Annotated in this window: 9 protein-coding genes; all 9 read left to right on the forward strand. The window is 33.6% G+C overall.

Going from position 1 to position 18,850, the window contains the following annotated elements; translation table 11 throughout:
* The first annotated feature begins 16 nt into the window (after positions 1-16).
* Complete coding sequence (locus AB3G39_RS09250) at positions 17-2,662, forward strand: glycoside hydrolase family 3 N-terminal domain-containing protein (RefSeq protein WP_369765017.1); 2,646 nt, start codon at positions 17-19, stop codon at positions 2,660-2,662.
* Positions 2,663-2,669: 7 nt separating this feature from the next.
* Positions 2,670-4,697, forward strand: a complete 2,028-nt coding sequence (locus tag AB3G39_RS09255; protein ID WP_369765018.1) for a glycoside hydrolase family 97 protein — start codon at positions 2,670-2,672, stop codon at positions 4,695-4,697.
* 162 nt (positions 4,698-4,859) lie between these two features.
* Positions 4,860-6,740: a six-hairpin glycosidase gene (locus AB3G39_RS09260; protein WP_367770357.1), complete on the forward strand. Its 1,881-nt coding sequence runs from the start codon at positions 4,860-4,862 to the stop codon at positions 6,738-6,740.
* Positions 6,741-7,270: 530 nt separating this feature from the next.
* Positions 7,271-7,762, forward strand: a complete 492-nt coding sequence (locus AB3G39_RS09265) for an endonuclease/exonuclease/phosphatase family protein (RefSeq protein WP_369765020.1) — start codon at positions 7,271-7,273, stop codon at positions 7,760-7,762.
* 684 nt (positions 7,763-8,446) lie between these two features.
* A complete protein-coding gene (locus AB3G39_RS09270; RefSeq protein WP_369765021.1) occupies positions 8,447-11,521 on the forward strand; it encodes a SusC/RagA family TonB-linked outer membrane protein in 3,075 nt (1,024 codons plus the stop codon).
* A 2-nt stretch (positions 11,522-11,523) separates the two neighbouring features.
* Positions 11,524-13,119 carry a SusD/RagB family nutrient-binding outer membrane lipoprotein gene (locus AB3G39_RS09275; protein WP_369765022.1) on the forward strand — a complete coding sequence of 532 codons (1,596 nt, stop codon included), beginning with the start codon at positions 11,524-11,526 and terminating at the stop codon, positions 13,117-13,119.
* 159 nt (positions 13,120-13,278) lie between these two features.
* Positions 13,279-14,001 carry a copper homeostasis protein CutC gene (locus tag AB3G39_RS09280; protein WP_367770345.1) on the forward strand — a complete coding sequence of 241 codons (723 nt, stop codon included), beginning with the start codon at positions 13,279-13,281 and terminating at the stop codon, positions 13,999-14,001.
* Between the two features lie 114 nt (positions 14,002-14,115).
* Positions 14,116-15,447 carry a sugar MFS transporter gene (locus AB3G39_RS09285; RefSeq protein WP_367770342.1) on the forward strand — a complete coding sequence of 444 codons (1,332 nt, stop codon included), beginning with the start codon at positions 14,116-14,118 and terminating at the stop codon, positions 15,445-15,447.
* Between the two features lie 108 nt (positions 15,448-15,555).
* Positions 15,556-18,849 (forward strand): VCBS repeat-containing protein, encoded by a 3,294-nt coding sequence (locus AB3G39_RS09290; RefSeq protein ID WP_369765023.1) that lies wholly within the window; start codon positions 15,556-15,558, stop codon positions 18,847-18,849.
* The last annotated feature ends 1 nt before the right edge of the window (position 18,850 follow it).

Raw genomic sequence — 18,850 nt, forward strand, 5'->3', positions numbered from 1 at the left:
AAAATACCACCAAATAATGAAAAGAATACCCTTTATTTTAGTAATGCTACTCGGTTTTTTAAACCAAGGCTTTGCACAAAAAAAATATCCTTATCAAGATGCTAAACTTCCTGTCGAAAATAGACTGCAAGATTTGTTGAGCCGAATGACTTTGGAAGAGAAAGTGCGTCAAATGGATATGTACAAAGGCGAATACTTTAAAGAAAATGAAGATTTTTCGAAAACAAAATCGGATGCTAAAATTGGAAAACTGGGAATAGGTGCTATTCACGATATTTATCCTCGTTCGGCAAAAATGATTAATGATCTTCAAAAAGAAGTAATTAAAAATAACCGTTGGGGAATTCCAGCGCTGATTATGTGTGAGATGCTTCACGGTTATTTAGATGAAGGAAGTACGGCTTTTCCAATGAATATTGGTTTGGGAGCTACTTGGGATACCAATTTAATGGGTAAAGTGGGGCAAGTTATTGGTACGGAAGCCAGAGCTCACGGAGTTCATTTTGGTTTAGGCCCCAATTTAGATTTAGGCCGTGAGCCGCGTTGGGGAAGAGTAGCGGAGACTTTTGGTGAGGATGCGTATTTGAATAGCGAAATTGGATTGGGAATGATTAAAGGAATGCAAGGAGATGATTTAACTTCTGACCGTTCTATAATTGCTGAGCCAAAACACTTTGCTGTTCACGGAATTCCGCAAGCTGGAGGAAATTCGTCTCCTATTTTAGTTGGAGAGCGTTCGGCGCGTGAAGATCATCTTCCCTCTTTTGAAAAAGCATTTAGAAAAGGTGGTGCTTTGGGAACAATGTGTGCTTATTCCGAATTAGACGGAATTCCTTGTGCTGAAAATCATTGGTTATTAACGGATGTTTTGCGAGACGAATGGGGTTTTAAAGGAATTGTTGTTTCTGATTTGGGTGCGATAAAATACCTTCAAACGACGCATTATGTTACCGATTCTCCAAAAGAAAGTATTCATCAAGCGGTTGCAGCTGGTGTAGATATGCAGTTTTATGATTTTACCAATGAGTTCTGGCAACAAACACTGATTGAATTGGTAAACGAGAAAAAATTAACCATGGCAAATATTGACCGTGCTGCGGGAGGTGTGTTGCGATTGAAGTTTTTATTAGGACTTTTTGAAAATCCTTATACCGATAAAAGTTTAATTAAGTTACGTTTTCATTCGAAAGAAAACCAAGCAGTAGCTTTAGAAGCAGGACATAAATCGATTGTATTGTTGAAAAATCAAAACAACCTATTGCCTCTTAGTAAGGATATCAAAACCATTGCAGTTATTGGACCAAATGCCAATGAGTCAAGATTGGGTGGTTATGCTGTAAAAAATAAAGTGGGAACTACTGTTTTAGAAGGAATTCAACAAGTGGTTGGCGATAAGGCTAATGTACTTTATGAAGAAGGAGTTCCACTAATTGTAAAAGGACAAATAATTCCATCCAAATATTTATTTACACCTGATGGTTCGCAACACGGATTAAAAGGAGAATATTTCAATAATAGAAATATAGAAGGAACGCCAGCATTGACTCGAATTGATAGTCAGTTGGAATTTGACTGGCCTTGGAATCCAGGGGCAGGAGTGAATGATGATGATTTCTCGATTCGTTGGACAGGTTATATCCAATCCGAAAAATCATTTGATGGATGGTTGGGTTTAAGTTCTGATGATGGAATCAGAATGTGGGTGGACGATCAATTGGTTATTGACAACTGGACCAAAGGAGCAACGAGTATCGTTACGACTCCCAAAAATATTGAAGCAGGTAAAAAATACAAAGTCCGCATCGAAATGTGGGAAGGAGGCTGGGGAGCCAGAGCCCATTTGCGTTGGAACTTAGATAAGATCAACTTGCAACCCGCTATTGATATTGCTAAGAAAGCCGATGTTGCTATTGTAGTGTTAGGAGAATCGAATGAATTAGTAGAAGAGAATAGAGATGTTGCTACTTTAGACTTGCACGGAATGCAGCAAGAATTGATAGAGGCAATTCAGCAAACAGGAACTCCAGTAGTTTGTGTGTTGTTAAATGGTCGTCCGCTTTCTGTAAATTGGATTAATGATAATATTCCTGCTATTGTTGAAGGATGGTTTCCAGGTGAAGCTGGAGGAAAAGCTGTTGCCGATGTTTTATTTGGCGATTACAATCCAGGAGGAAGATTACCGATTACTTTTCCAAAATCGGTTGGGCAATTGCCAATTTATTACAATCAAAAACCATCAGCAATACATCGATATGTAAGTGAGAGTGAAAATCCGTTATATACTTTTGGTTATGGATTGAGTTATACGACTTTTGAATATTCGAATTTAGCTTTAAATACCAATGAAATTAAAATCGATGGAGAAATAAAAGTAAGTATCGATGTTAAAAATACGGGTAATTATGACGGAGACGAAGTAGTGCAATTGTACATTAATGATATTTATAGTACTGTAACTACACCAAGAAAAACATTAAAAGGTTTCAAACGTGTTTTTATTAAAAAAGGAGAAACCCAACATCTAGAATTTACATTGACTGCTGATGAAATAGCATTATGGAATCGTGAGATGAAAAGAGTAGTAGAACCAGGTGATTTTGAAGTGATGGTTGGAGGGAATTCAACAGATTTATTAAAAACAAAATTTACGGTGGTAAAATAATATTCAAATGAAAAATTTAAGAAAATATTACCCCTTGTTTTTTATAGTATTTCTAGCCAGTTTTACTAAAAGCAATGCTTTAAAAGTTAAATCTCCAAACAAACATATAGAAGTTAGTATTGAAGTAAATGTTGACGCTGTTCAATATTCTGTAAAGTTTAAAAACAAACCATTTATCAAAGCTTCAAAATTGGGTTTTGAATTTAAAGAAGCGCAATCATTAGATAAAAATTTAGAAATTATTGGTTTTGAAAACAGTCATTCTAATACTACTTGGATGCAGGTTTGGGGAGAAAACCAAAAAATTGTTGATGATTACAATAAACTGATAGTTCATTTGCAAGAGAAAGAAGGCTTGAAAAGAAAGATGAATATTATTTTCAAAGTCTATAATGATGGAGTAGGATTTAGGTATGAAATTCCAGAACAAAAAGGAGTTGATAGCATCAATATAACCAAAGAGTTAACTCAGTTTAATTTTATAAAAAATCATACTGCTTGGTACAATCCAGCCAATTTTGATTCTTATGAAATGTTATATAAAAAAGCTTTGGTGTCTGACGTTCCTTCTGCTAATACGCCTATAACATTCGAAACAACGGATGGTTTTTTTGCCAGTATTCACGAAGCAAATTTGACCAATTATGCCGATATGACTTTGTTGAAATCTAAAACGGATCCACTTTCATTCGAATGTAATTTAGTGCCATGGCCAGATGGAGTAAAGGTGAAAACGACTGCACCGATGGAAACACCTTGGAGAACGATTTTAATTACTGATACAGCAGCCGATTTAGTAGCATCAAATACCATTTTGAATTTAAATGAACCTAATAAAATAGAAGATACCTCTTGGATTGAACCTATGAAATACATAGGTATTTGGTGGGGAATGCATATTGGGACTCAAACTTGGTCTATGGGACCACGTCATGGTGCGAACACAATAGATACCAAAAGATATATTGATTTTGCAAAAAAACATAACATTCAAGGTGTATTAACGGAAGGTTGGAATACCGGATGGGAAAATTGGGGTAAAAAAGGAGCTTTTGATTTTGTAACACCCTACGCCGATTTTGATTTGAATGGAATTGCAGCTTATGCAAAAGAAAACAATGTTAGTTATATAGGTCATGTAGAAACTGGAGGCGATGCACAGGCATTTCAAGATAATTTTGACAAGGTATTTTCTATGTTTCATAACATAGGAGTCAAAACCGTGAAAACAGGTTATGCAGGTGGAATACAAACACCCGGTCAATTTCATCACGGACAATTTATGGTTAATCATTATGATGCCGTAGTAAAAGTTGCAGCCAAATACCATATTATGATTGATGCTCATGAACCTATAAAAGCGACAGGTCTCCGAAGAACATATCCAAATTTTATGACTAGAGAAGGGGCAAGAGGAATGGAGTGGAACGGTTGGAGTTCTGGTAATCCTCCGGAGCATCATACTATCATACCATTTACTAGAGGCTTGGGCGGTCCTTTTGATTATACTCCAGGGATATTTGATATTTTATATAAAAATGCCAAAAATAGAGTAAAATGGAATGATCTTGATGATGGAACTTCGAGAGTAAATACAACTTTGGCAAAACAATTGGCTTTATTTGTTGTGTTGTACAGTCCGTTGCAAATGGCTTCAGATTTGATTGAAAATTACGAGGACCAACCAGCATTTAAATTTTTTGAAGATTTTGGTACTGATTGGGAAACATCAAAAATCTTAAACGGAAAAATTGGGGATTATATTACAATTGTTAGAAAAGATAAGTTTAGTGACAATTGGTTTTTAGGTAGTATTTCCGATGAAAATACCAGAGATTTAAAAGTTTCCTTATCATTTTTAGAAAAAGGAAAAAAATACCGTGCTGAAATTTATGCAGACGGACCCAATGCAGATTGGAAAACAAATCCACAAGAGATTTCAATTACTCAAAAAGATGTAGATGTAAAAAGCATACTAGATATTAATCTGGCTGCTGGTGGTGGTCAAGCCATCCGATTTACACCAATAAAATAGTTTTTGATAATTGATTAATTTCAGTTTGAAATAAAGAGCTGTTTGGGGATCCTAAAGATGATTATTGGTTATCAAAAAAGGTTCCCAAATTGTTTTATGAATTAAAATAGAACAGACAAATTTTTAATATACAATATGAAAATGATAAAAACCCCTAAAAAAATGAAATTAGTTTCACTACGAAAAATCACGTTAGTAAAATGCATTATGATTCTTTTAGTTATAAATTTTCATAATGTAAATGCACAAACAGGCAGTGTTAACGAACCTGTACGCTATATTGGAGGTACACATATTGATCCATTTACCCATGAAGCTGGTTTACAATATGCAATTGGAGTAGAAAATATACAAACATTACGTGCAAATCGTACCCATCCTGAATTAAGTGATGGCTATGGCTGGACATACAATCATGCATCTAATCTGGCTTATTGGAATGGTCAATTTTATCAACAATACATCAGTGGAGAAAAGGATGAACACCGAGCACCGGTTCATACCATGTTGATTACTTCAAAGGATGGGAAAAAATGGAGTTTTCCTAAAGAAATTTTCCCTCCTTACAAAGCACCACAAGGCGTAAAAATTCCTGAAGGTTCAACTGGATATATGATGCACCAACGTATGGGGTTTTATGTGGCACCCAATGGTCGCTTGCTTACTTTAGCTTTTTATGGACATACCGAAAATCCATTTAAAGAAAATGGTATCGGGCGCGTGGTTCGTGAAATCTATAAAGATGGAAGCATGAGCCCAATCTATTTTATTCGATACGACAGCCAAACCAATTGGAATGGATCTAATACTTCCTATCCATTCTATAAAAAATCAAAAGACAAAGGATTTCTTGCCGCTTGTGATGCTCTTTTGGATAATAAATTAATGACCTTACAATGGTTTGAAGAAGATAAGGGAGTGGATAGTTTTTATTCTTTTAACAAGGGCGAACAGGCTTTTAACTGGTATAAGCGAAAAGACGGTAAGATTGTTGGACTTTGGAAAAAATCTTTTTCAGCACTTTCTGATGATGGTGGTAAAACCTTTTCAGATCCTGTAAAAGCAAATACTTTGGTAATGTCTGGCGGTAAAATGTGGGGACAACAAACGGATGATGGGAGATATGCAATTTCGTATAATCCAATTGACCAAACACAATATCGTTTTCCATTATCAATTGTTACTAGTGATGATGGAATTATTTATGATAATCTACTTCTTGTACAAGCCGAAGTTCCAGTACGACGATTCTACGGTATATGGAAGGATTTTGGTCCTTGTTATATGCGAGGAATTAGTCCGGGAAATGGAAACCCTCCAGGTACTGATATGTGGATGACCTACAGCATGAATAAGGAAGACATATGGATATCACGAATTCCAACACCTATTAAATACAAAGTAAATGTAGATGTTACCGATGATTTTGAAAAAATGGATGTTAATGGCTCCATAATCGATTGGAATATTCATTCTCCAATGTGGGCAAAAGCAAGTTTGATAAAAGAAAACAATGGCAATTACATCTTGCAAATGAATGATGAGGATCCTTATGATTATTGCCGTGCAATACGTGTATTTCAGGAAGGGAAAACAGTTACAGCAAGTTTCAAGGTAAAAGTTGTTGCTACAGATACGACTCAATTTGATATTGATATTGCGGATAAGTTTGGTAACAGACCAATACAAATCTCATTCGATACTGACGGTTATATCAAAGCGGCAGCTGGAGTAGCAATGAAACCATTGATCAAGTTTGATGTAGATAAATGGTATTCGTTTAAAGTTGAATATGATACTAATGGAATTGGGAAGTATTCGATTTTTATTGATGGTAAAAAAATTGATGAAAACCTTAATGCAGTAGTGGCTGTAAAATCAGTGGAAAGAATTTCATTTAGAACGGGTACTTATACTAATATGCCTAATAGACAGACGCCAAACGAGGTAGATTATCCTCCATTAAAAGGATCGGATGAAAAGCAAAAGTTATCCACTTATTATATTGATGATGTTTTTATTTCATCCAAAAATAAGGAGTAATAATGATGAAAATAAGTAAGTAGTTTTTCGAATTAATTGTAAAAGTTATTTTTTGTTAGAAAACGAATCCACAAGATATTTCAATTATTCAAAAAGATGTAGATTCAAAAAGTATTTTAAATATTAAGCTGGCTGCTGGTAGTAGTAAAGCCATTCGTTTTAGACCAATTCAATAGTAGTTCATGAAAAAAATAATATGGTTAGTCGTAGCATTTATAGTTTTACCTAATGCTATATTTAGACAAAATTATAAATTTTTTACCTATAATATTCGATATGATAACACAGGAGATGGAGAAAATCAATGATCAAAAAGAAAAGACTTTTTGTGTAGTCAAATCACATTTTATAATCCCGATGTTTTTGGTATTCAAGTAGGATAGCATCATCAAGTTGCATACATTGAAAGTACGTTTGTAGATTATAAATATGCGGGTGTAGGCCGAGATGATGGTTTGAAAAAAGGAGAGTTTAGTGCTGTTTTTTATAATATAAAAAAATTAAATCTAGTAAAACAAAGGACTTTTTGGTTGTCTGAAACACCTGATAAAGTTTCTGTTGGTTGGGACGCCGCAATGGAGCGTATTTGTACTTATGTTTTATTAGAAGATAAGAAAACAAAACAAAAATTTTGGGTATTCAATACTCATTTTGATCATATAGGTAATGAAGCGAGAATTCAAAGCACTAAATTGATTGTGGATAAAATTAAGCAATTCAATACAGTGAATTTGCCTGTGATTGAAATGGGTGATTTTAATTTTGAGCCAGAAAGTAAACCCATTCAATATCTTTCATCCGTTTTTAATGATTCTAAAATGGTAAGTATTACTAAGCCTTTTGGACCTTCAGGAACTTTTAATGCATGTAAGCATAACGAAGCTGTAAAAGAACGTATTGATTATATTTTTGCTAGCAAACAAAATATAAAAGTTCAAAAGTTTGCAATTTTAAGTGACTCTAAAGATTGCAAATATCCATCAGATCATTTACCTGTTTTTGTTGAAATTGAAATTCATTAATAGGAGGAGTAAATATTCATGATAAATTTCTACATAAAGAAGATTGTTGATTTAGCAATGGTAATTCATTGTAAAGCTTTTTAAGAAATAACGCAAAAAAATAATGAATCTGAATATATTTTTAGTCGAAAAAGAACTTCAGTAATTGATTAATCTATTTTTTAGTAGGACAACAACATAAAACTAATGGACTTAGATACTCGATGTATTGACCTTTGTAAATTGTCGCTAAATTTTTTGAGGTTTTGACCTAATTCTTACCATTAGATACTTTATCATTTTAATAAGTATTTAGCTTTGCGTTAATAGGGTTTAGTCAATTTTTGATTATAAATATGAACGTATTTTTCATTTGCTAGTATTTTGTTTTTTAACATTAAAATTATTTTTTTTGCTTTTTTTAATTGTAATTAATTGTAATTAATTGTAATTATTTAGTTTTTTTGGTTTATTTCATTAATTATTTCTGTTAAAATTTCATATAAAAAGATCTCCAAAAACACCTGCATATGTTCTGTGATTTGGTTTGTTTGTCGAAAAATTTGTTAAAAATAACCCAACACCTTTTAAAAATTGTTATTGGTCGAAATTATGATTAAAGTAATGCATTGGATCCTTACTTTTAACTTATGATTAACTTATGATTAACTTAAAAAACATTCTATTAACTTAAAAATTAAATTTATGATTCAAAACGTGCTAAAAGTACTGTTTGTGTTTTGCTTGTTCAGTTTTCACGGTGTTCAAGCTCAAACAACAGTATCGGGAACAATAACAGATGTCAATAGTAGTTTTCCGCTACCTGGGGCAAATGTTAATGTTAAAGGAACAGCAAATGGTGTGTCCTCAGATCTGAATGGGAAATACAGTATTAAAATACCTAATAAGTCAGCAATATTAGTGTTTACTTATTTAGGTTATGTTGTAAAAGAAGTTGCCGTTTCTGGTTCAACAACTGTAAATGTAGCCTTAGTAGAAAATGCAAATCAGTTAGGTGAAGTCGTTGTAACGGCTTTGGGTATTTCTAAAGATCAAAGAAAATTAGGGTATGCTGTAACGACTGTAGGTGGTGATAACCTAGACAAAGCTAGAGAAACGAACGTAGCCAATGGTTTAGCAGGTCGTGTTTCAGGTCTTGTAGTTAGAGGGACCAATAGTGGTGCTGGTGGAACTTCAAAAGTGCTTTTGAGAGGGATATCAGGAATTACTAGTGGAGGTTCTCCTTTATTTGTAATTGATGGTATTCCAATTGATAATACTCAAAGAGGTTCTGCTGGAGAATGGGGTGGAGCGGATCAAGGAGATGGTATTGGTAATATCAATCCTGATGATATTGATAAAATGACTGTTCTTAAAGGGCAATCAGCTTCTGCACTTTATGGATCTAGAGCTGTAAATGGAGTTATTATCATAACTACTAAAAAAGGTAAAAAGGGTGGCGATTACTCTATTACATATAATTCAAATTTTATGGCCGATGCACCAGTTGATTATACTGATTTTCAAGATCAATATGGTCAAGGTACAGGGGGATCAAAACCTTTGACCGCTGGAGCGGCATTAGCTTCAAACAGAAATTCTTGGGGAGGTAGATTAGATGGTAGTTCAGTAATTGGTTTTGATGGTAAACAATATACGTATAGTAAAGCTAAAGAAAGTTATATTGATTTTTATAGAACTGGAACAAACCTTACAAATAGCCTTTCAGTTTCTAAAGGAATGGGTGATGGTGCTTTTCGTTTGTCAGTATCTAATTTAGATTCGAAATCTATTGTGCCAAATAGTGGTCTTAAACGTACTACAATCAATTTAAGTGCGGATCAAAATATTACAAGTAAGTTAAATGTAGCTGCTTCTGTTAATTATACAGATGAAAGTTCAAAAAACAGACCTTTTTTAAGTGATGGTCCTAAAAATCCAAATAACTTTTTATTCTTAGCTCCTAACGTAGATCATAATATTTTTGCTCCAGGTTATGACCCTGTTACGGGTAATGAACTAGTTTTTAGTGATGATAATTACGCTACAAATCCTTATTTTATAGTGAATCAAGGTGTTGAAGATCCTACAAGAAAAAGAACCATTTCTGTATTATCGACTAAATATAGCTTTACAGATAATATCTATGCAATGGTAAGATTAGGAAATGATGTTTCTAATGATACTGAATTTAGTGTTAATCCATGGGGATTAGATTATACTACTAATAAAAAAGGAAGTTTAGATAGTAAAGGGCAATCTACTCGTTCAGAGTTAAATTTGGATGGACTTTTTGGTGCTAAATTTAAAATAACGGAAGATTTTTCAGTAGATGCGTTAGCAGGTGCTAATATTAGACAAAATAAATATGAAAGAATTAAAATAGGAGGAGGTCCATTTGTTTTACCTTATTTATATACGCCAAACAATGTAGTTAATATTAATAGAGAATATAACTATACTGGTAGTGAAAGTCACTCTGCATTTTATTCTTTTGATTTAGGATATAAAAAATATTTAACATTATCTACAACAGGACGTTACGATGTTTATTCTTCATTGTCTTCCGCTGCTTCAACAGAAAATGGAGTATTTACTCCTTCAGTTTCAGGAGCATTTGTTTTTAACGATTTATTACATATTGATGCATTAAATTTCGGTAAATTAAGATTATCATATGCAGTAACAAGTGGTGAAGCAACTCCTTACGCTAATTCTTTGTATTTCAATTCAGGGAATTCATTAGTGAATAATGGAGTAAGTTATGCAACGGGTTCTATTCCATCTACGCTTCCTACTCTTTTAAAACCATTTACAGTAGACGAGGTAGAAGTAGGTTTGGAACTTAGATTTTTCAAAAGTAGGTTAACATTTGATGCTTCTTACTACAAGAAAACATCTCATGATGAGATTTTGAATGCAGAGTATAGTAGGTCTACTGGATTTGCTACAGGTGTAGTTGCAAGTGCTTCTATAGAAAATAAAGGGCTAGAAATTGCTGTAACTGGTGTACCAGTAAAAACAGATAATTTTACTTGGACAACTAGTTTAAATACAACAAATTTTAAAAATAAAGTATTAGCTACTAATGCGGATGCCACTCCAATCGTTTTAGGAAGTAACCGTGGAACCCTAGGAAATGCTGTCACAGCTTATGTTGTAGGCGCTGCTGGGCCACAAATCAGAGCATATGATTATGCATACAATGCAGACGGAAGTATTCAAGTTGATGCTGCTGGATTACCAGTAAGAGGTGAGTTTAAAAATTTCGGTTCCGTTTTACCAACATTTTATGGTGGATGGAATAATGAATTCAAATACAAAAACTTTAATCTGGCATTCTTAATTGATTTCAACTATGGTAATAAAGTAATTTCTGCAACTGAATACTATTCTCGTATAAGAGGATTGAACCAAGCTACATTAGTTGGGAGAGAAACAGGAGTTACAAATAGTGGAATTACTGCTTCAGCGGAAGATTTCTATCAAGCAGAAGCTCGTAACATTACAAGTACAAGTGTTGTGAGTGGAGATTTCATCAAATTGAGACAATTATCATTTGGATATGCTTTCCCAAAAAGTGTAATGGGTAAAATCTCATTCTTAGAAGGAATTGATATTTCATTTGTAGCTAGAAACCTTGCCATCCTAATGCGTAAAGCGGATAATATTGATCCAGAAAGTAGTTTTGGTTCTAACGTTAAATATTATGGAATTGAAGGGACTAGTTTACCTTCAACAAGGTCTTTTGGTCTAAATGTTAACTTTAAAATAAAATAATTATGACTAAATATATTAAAATATTATTCGTGGTCGTTAGTGGTTTGCTAATTTCATGCGATAGTGATTTCGAACAAATTAATACAGATCCAACTAAAGCGGGTTCAGAAATATTTGATCCAAATCTACTTTTACCAAGAGCTCTTTATGATTATGGACAAAGAACTGTTGGTTACGAAGGTCCAATCTTATTTCAAAGTATGTGGGCTCAACTTTTGGCATCACCTTCAACAGGAGGAGCTAATTATTATGATGGTGGTGATAAATATGTGACCACTAGTGGTACTTCTGATTATGATCAAAGAATTTGGAATGGCGTTTACACTGCGGCTTCAACAGCAAATCAAATGTCCATATTAGCAACTCAAAAAAACATGCCAAATTTAGCTGCTATTGGAAAAATCGTAAAGATAATGGCTATTTCTTATATCTCAGATGTATACGGTGACGTTCCTTATTCAGAAGCTTTAATGTTAGATCAAGGTGTTTCTCAACCAAAATACGACAAGCAACAAGATTTATATCCTCAAATGTTAGCTGATTTAGATGCTGCAATTATGACTTTGGATGTTTCTAAAGACAAACCAACAAGTGATATTTATTATAGTGGTGATGTAGCGAAATGGCGTTCTTTTGGGTATTCATTGATGTTGAAAATGGCAATGCGATTAACTGCTGCCGATGCTGCAACTGCTAAAACATATGCTGAAAAAGCGGCTGCAGGGGGTGTTTTTGCTTCTGTCGCTGATGAAGCTATTTCTCCTACTGATGATGCTGATGGTTTTGATAATGGTAATGGTGCTTCATTCACTGTATCTGCGGATGTTTATGAAGTTCGCTGGTCAAAAACATTGATTGATTATTTGAAATCAAACAATGACTTGCGTCTTCCTGTTGTAGCCGAAGTTCCAGCTGCGGGACTTACTGCAAATTATTTATATACAGGAGGAAACACAAGTACAACTGCTCAAATAGGTTTTCCTAATGGATATGATACTAAAGGAGGATCTAGAGATGTAAGTTTAGAGCCGAATTATCCTGGTGCTTCAGGTTCAGGTTCTGATGCTGCTGCAATTGGTAATTATTCTAGACCTACTCCTATGTATAGGAATAGAACTACTCCAGTTTTTATTCTTACTTACGCACAAGTACAACTATTAATGGCTGAGGCTGCTGTAAGAGGTTATTCTGTTTCTGGAACAGCTTCTCAATACTTCAATAATGGATTAGTTGGAGCAATGGTAACTTTGAATAAATTTGGTGGAACTCAAATTACAAATGCAGATGCTGTATTTTATGCTGCGGCACACCCTTTGAACATAACTTCAACTGCTGCTTCTTTAAAAATGATTAATGAGCAAATCTGGGCTACAGCTGGTTTAACTGGTAACTGGGTTGAAGCTTGGAATAACTGGAAAAGATCTGATTTTCCTGTTCTTACTCCAGTAAATTACCCTGGAAACTTTAGTTCAGGACAAATTCCTAGAAGGCAAATTTATCCTTCAACAGAAGGAAGTAATAATACTGCCAGTTATACTCAAGCTGTTTCTAACATGGGTGGAGACACTTGGATTACAAAAATGTGGTGGGATAAATAATATTTTGTTTCAGAAAAGTAATTCTGTTAAAAGGAGAGGAAACTCTCCTTTTAACTTTTTAACTAGTTTACTTGCGTATAAAAAAACTGCTTTTCTATTTAATTTTTTAGAAATTTAGGGGTAATAATTTTTTGTCAATTAATTTTTATTTTAAAAAATATGTTGTTAGAAATCTGTACATCGTCACATCAATCAGCTATAAATGCACAAAATGGCGGAGCACATCGCATTGAATTATGTTCTGAATTAGCTGTTGGAGGCATAACACCTTCATATGGTTTACTTAAAAATGTTTTAGAGAAAGTTACTATTCCAGTTCATGTATTAATCCGACCAAGAAGTGGTAATTTCAACTATTCTGAAGATGAATTTAATTGCATGAAAGCGGATATTAAAATATGTAAAGAATTAGGTTGTAAAGGTATTGTTTCAGGTGTTTTACACGCTAATAATACAATTGATAATAAAAGAACTCAAGAATTAATTGAATTGTCAAAGCCTTTAGAATTTACCTTTCATAGGGCTTTTGATCAGGTTGAAAATTCTCACAAAGCATTACAAGCACTAATTGATATAGGAGTTACAAGGGTTTTAACGTCAGGAGGTAATAATACAGCTGAAAAAGGTATAGAATATCTTAAAAGTTTAAACGAAATAGCAAATGATAAACTTATAATACTGCCTGCAGGTGGAATTAATATCGAAAATGCGCGCTTATTTAAAACAGCAGGTTTTAAAGAAATTCATTGTTCAGCTACATCAATTATTAATAGAATTGAGGTTGTAAAAATCCCAATGAATAATAGTATTTTTTTTGATGAACACATAATTATTCAGTCTGATTACAATAAAATTAAATCTATTTTAGAAAGTATAAATTAGATAATTAAAGTTAAAACGAAAGAATAAGAATTTCAGAGATAAGATTTAGAGTCAAATCGTATTATAAATGGTTTGAACATTATAATATAAAATTAAATTTTTAAAATAAGATATATGTCAGCTAGTACTTTATCATCAACTCAGGAAAAAAACACCACATTAATTCCAATTATGATAATTGGGGGATTATTTTTTATTTTTGGATTTGTTACATGGATTAATGGCGCATTAATTCCATTTATGAAAACCATAAACGAATTAACTTCGGCGCAATCTCTATTGGTCGCCTCAGCATCTTATATTTCTTTTGTCATTATGGCTTTACCTGCTTCTTATATTTTATCAAAGGTTGGTTATAAAAAAGGAATGTCATTAGGTTTGTTTATAATGGGATTTGGCGCTTTAGTTTTTATACCAGCAGCCGAAGCAAGAACATATTGGATGTTTTTATCAGGTATTTTTATTCAAGGAGCCGGAATGACTTTATTACAAACGGCATCAAATCCATACATAACTATTTTAGGACCTATTGAAAGTGCCGCTAAACGCATTTCAATAATGGGAATTGCTAATAAAGTAGCAGGAGCTTTAGGTTCTCTTGTTTTTGGAGCCATTTTATTATCTGGTATTGATGAGGTTAAAGAGAAATTAAATGTAGTAGATGCTAGCGAAAAGGCACAATTACTAGATACAATGGCCGATAGTGTGGTTATTCCTTATTTAGTAATGGCAATTGTTTTATTTGTGTTAGGTGTTTTGATAAGAAAGGCTCCCTTACCTGATGTGGAAGCGGAACCAATAAAAAAAGTAAATGATGGAGAAACCACACAAACAAGTATTTTTCAGTTTCCTCACTTATGGTTAGGGGTATTAACACTTTTCATGTATGTTGGTGTTGAAGTTATTGCTGGTGATACAATTATTGCGTATGGTATTTCTTTAGGATTTCCTGTCGCTGATGCTAAATTTTTCACCACTTTTACCTTAATGGCTATGGTAGCAACTTATACATTGGGTGTTTTTTTAATTCCAAAATACATTACTCAAGCTTTAGCATTAAGAATAAGTGCCATTTTAGGCATTGTTCTTTCCTTTTGCATTGTGTTTTCTTCTGGATTTGTTTCCATTTTATTTGTTGCCGCATTAGGAATTGCAAATGCTTTAATATGGCCAGCAATATGGCCTTTAACATTAAGTGGATTAGGAAAATTTACAAAAACAGCTTCGGCATTGTTAATTATGGCAATTTCTGGAGGAGCTATAATTCCACCTTTATATGGTAAGTTGGTAGATTCTAATAAAGCCCAATTTATTGCACAAGGAATGAATGAGGCTTTAGCTACGGCTACGGCATCTACTAAGGGATATTGGATTTTATTGCCTTGTTATATTATAATTTTATATTATGCCATAGCAGGTCATAAGGTAGGTTTAAAGAATAAGTAACCAATTGAAATTACATAGCGCGCTGTAAATTGATTGAATTTATTTTAAGTTTAGTTTTTGTAATTTTATGATTTTGGTCAATACATCATTTATTTTAATATAAAAAATATGAAAAAAGTTTGGTTTTTTATAGGCACAAGTTTATTGGTTTTATCACCTGTTTTTTCACAGCAGACAAAGTTATTTTCTTTGTTAGCTTCAAATGATACAGGGATTACTTTTAATAATCTACTTCCAGAATCTCCGCAACTTAATATTATTACCTATGAATATTTTTATAATGGAGGCGGAGTTGCATCGGGTGATTTCAATAACGATGGATTGATTGATTTGTATTTTACTTCTAATCTTCAACCTAATAAATTATACATTAACCAAGGGAATTTAAAGTTTAACGATGTTACAAAAAAAGCAGGCGTTACAGGACGAAGAGGTTGGAAAACTGGAGTTAGTGTAGCCGATGTAAATGGAGATGGCTGGTTGGATATTTATGTTAGTTACTCAGGTGATGTGGAACCCGAAAAGAGAAGAAATCAATTGTTTATCAATAACGGACCTTCAGCTAATGGTGAAATTACATTCAAAGACAAAGCAGTAGAGATGGGTGTTGCTGATGAGGGACATTCTACACAGGCTGCTTTTTTTGATTATGATAATGATGGTGATTTAGATCTTTATGTTTTGAATCATAATATTAAACAACTTCGTAATTTTGACGCTTCTTTTGTAAAAAAAATGATTGATCCTGATGCGGGTGACCGTTTGTATCGCAATGATAACAATCATTTTACAGATGTTACTGCTCAGGCCAATATTCTTTCAAATCCCATTGGATATGGTTTGTCAGTAATTGTGAGCGATATCAATAATGACGGCTGGGCTGATTTGTATGTTTCTAATGATTATGTAGAAGAAGATTATTTATACATCAATAATGGAGATGGCACTTTTACGGATCATTTAAAAGATGAAATAGGACACATATCTAACTTTTCAATGGGAGCTGATATAGCCGATATTAATAATGATGGTTGGCCAGATATTTACACTTTAGACATGCTTCCTGCCGATAATAAAAGACAAAAATTATTATATGCTCCAGACAATTATGAACTCTATAAAAACACATTACAAAATGGATTTTACCATCAGTTAATGCGTAATATGTTACAAGTAAATAATGGAAATAACACCTTTAGCGAGACGGGACAGTTAAGTGGGATCTCGAATACAGATTGGAGCTGGTCTGCTCTATTTGCTGATTTTAACAATGATGGGAACAAAGATTTATTTGTCTCCAATGGTTACGCAAAAGACATGATTAATAGAGATTTTGTTAAGTTTTATGCTAATGAACGATTGAAACACCTTAAAGGTGAAACCGAAGACAATATGTTTCAAATGTTGAAAGGAGTTCCCTCAACACCGCTTCATAATTATGTTTTTGAAAATAAAGGAAATCTTCAATTTAAAGATGTGTCAATGGAATGGGGACTCGAAGATGAAAACTTTTCTCATGGTGCGGTTTATACTGACCTTGATAACGATGGTGATCTTGATTTAGTTGTTAATCGAATGAATGATGTTGCAGCGGTTTATAGAAATAATGCAGTTGAGATGGGAAATGCAGGGCATTATGTGAATATTGGTTTACAAATGCTTGGACAAAATAGAAATGCTTTGGGTACTAAGGTCAAAGTATTCACCCCCAAAGGAACTATAACTCAAGAAAATTATCCCGTGCATGGATTTCAAAGTTCAATGCAACAACCGATGCATTTAGGGATTCCATCTGCTACAATTGATTCTATTTCAATTTATTGGCCTGATGGAAAAATACAGACGATAAATAAGGATATTACAGCAAATAAATCCTTTGTCGTAAAATATGAGGATACCAATACGGCTATAAATACGGCTCAGGAAATTAAAAAAACAGTTTTTACTTCAGTAAGCAATACTATTCCTTTTAGTCATTTAGAGCAAGAAACCAATGATTTTAAAGTACAACCTTTAATGCCAAATATGCTGTCCTATAGTGGCCCTCGTATAACAAAAGGGGATATTAATAAGGATGATTTAGAAGATATTTTTATTGGAGGGGCAAAAGGGCAGGCAGGTCAATTAGTATTGCAACAACCCAACGGGGAATTTATGGCTTACAATCAAAAAGATTTTGATACTGATCGTGCTTCTGAAGATGTAGATGCTTTATTTTTTGATGCTGATAACGATGGTGATTTAGATCTATATGTGTTAAGTGGAGGATATGCTTTTAGTGAAAAAGACCCTGCATTACAAGATCGATTGTACATTAATACAAATGGCATTTTTGAAAGAAAAGAAAATGCATTACCTCCTGAATCAAATAGCGGTTCTTGTGTAAAGGCTGCGGACGTTGATGGAGATGGGGATTTAGACTTATTTGTTGGGAGCAGAGTAGTGCCAGGTAGATATCCTGAAGCTCCAGCAAATATGTTGTTAATAAATGACGGCAAGGGCGTTTTTACGAATCAAATTGCAGCTTTTGCTCCAGGATTAGAACATGTTGGAATGATTACTGATGCTTTGTGGGATGATATCAATAAAGACGGCAAACCAGAATTGATTGTTTGTGGGGAATGGATGAAAATTAGTTGTTTTGAAAACAAAAATGGAAAACTAGTAGACGCCACACAAAAATACTTTCCTCAATCTTTAGATGGCTGGTGGAATAGATTGGCTTTGGCTGATTTAGATGGAGATGGAGATCTTGATTTGGTTGCTGGAAATTGGGGTGACAATAGCCAAATTCATGTAAATGAAAAAGAACCTGCAACACTTTGTTATGGTGATTTTGATAAAAATGGCTCGATTGATCCATTTATTTCCTGCTATGTACAAGGAAAATCTTACCCTATGGCTAGCAGAGATGAATTTACGGATCAAATTGTTAGTTTTCGTCAGCGGTTTCCAAATTATGAATCCTATTCTGATGCTACTATTTCCGAAATTTTGTCTCCCGAGCAATTGAAGTCCGCAAAGGAATTAAAGGCCAGTACTTTTGAGACCCTTTGGTTTGAGAACAAGAATGGCGTTTTTATAAAGCACAGTTTACCTGTTCAGGCAAATTATGCACCTGTTTATGCTATTGGATTAAATGACTACAATAATGATGGAAAAATTGATATTTTATTGGGGGGTAATATTGAAAAAACAAGACTAAAAATCGGAAAAATTGATGCCAACTATGGTGTTTTATTAACAGGAGATGGCAAAGGTAATTTTACTTACGTTCCCCAGTTAAGTTCTGGTTTAAAAGTAAATGGATGTGTTAAGGATATTATTTCTCTTGACGCAAATGGTAGAAAAAGAATCATTTTTGGTGTAAACAATCAAATACCAGAGGTATACAATTATTAAT

It is taken from the genome of Flavobacterium sp. WC2416 (assembly GCF_041200095.1).
Lineage (GTDB): Bacteria > Bacteroidota > Bacteroidia > Flavobacteriales > Flavobacteriaceae > Flavobacterium.

Bases quoted from the DNA above. Each gene is read 5' to 3' on its own strand.
- AB3G39_RS09280 (WP_367770345.1), top strand. From the start codon at position 13,279: ATGTTGTTAGAAATCTGTACATCGTCACATCAATCAGCTATAAATGCA.
- AB3G39_RS09270 (WP_369765021.1), top strand. From the start codon at position 8,447: ATGATTCAAAACGTGCTAAAAGTACTGTTTGTGTTTTGCTTGTTCAGT.
- AB3G39_RS09275 (WP_369765022.1), top strand. From the start codon at position 11,524: ATGACTAAATATATTAAAATATTATTCGTGGTCGTTAGTGGTTTGCTA.
- AB3G39_RS09255 (WP_369765018.1), top strand. From the start codon at position 2,670: ATGAAAAATTTAAGAAAATATTACCCCTTGTTTTTTATAGTATTTCTA.
- AB3G39_RS09250 (WP_369765017.1), top strand. From the start codon at position 17: ATGAAAAGAATACCCTTTATTTTAGTAATGCTACTCGGTTTTTTAAAC.
- AB3G39_RS09290 (WP_369765023.1), top strand. From the start codon at position 15,556: ATGAAAAAAGTTTGGTTTTTTATAGGCACAAGTTTATTGGTTTTATCA.
- AB3G39_RS09260 (WP_367770357.1), top strand. From the start codon at position 4,860: ATGAAATTAGTTTCACTACGAAAAATCACGTTAGTAAAATGCATTATG.
- AB3G39_RS09285 (WP_367770342.1), top strand. From the start codon at position 14,116: ATGTCAGCTAGTACTTTATCATCAACTCAGGAAAAAAACACCACATTA.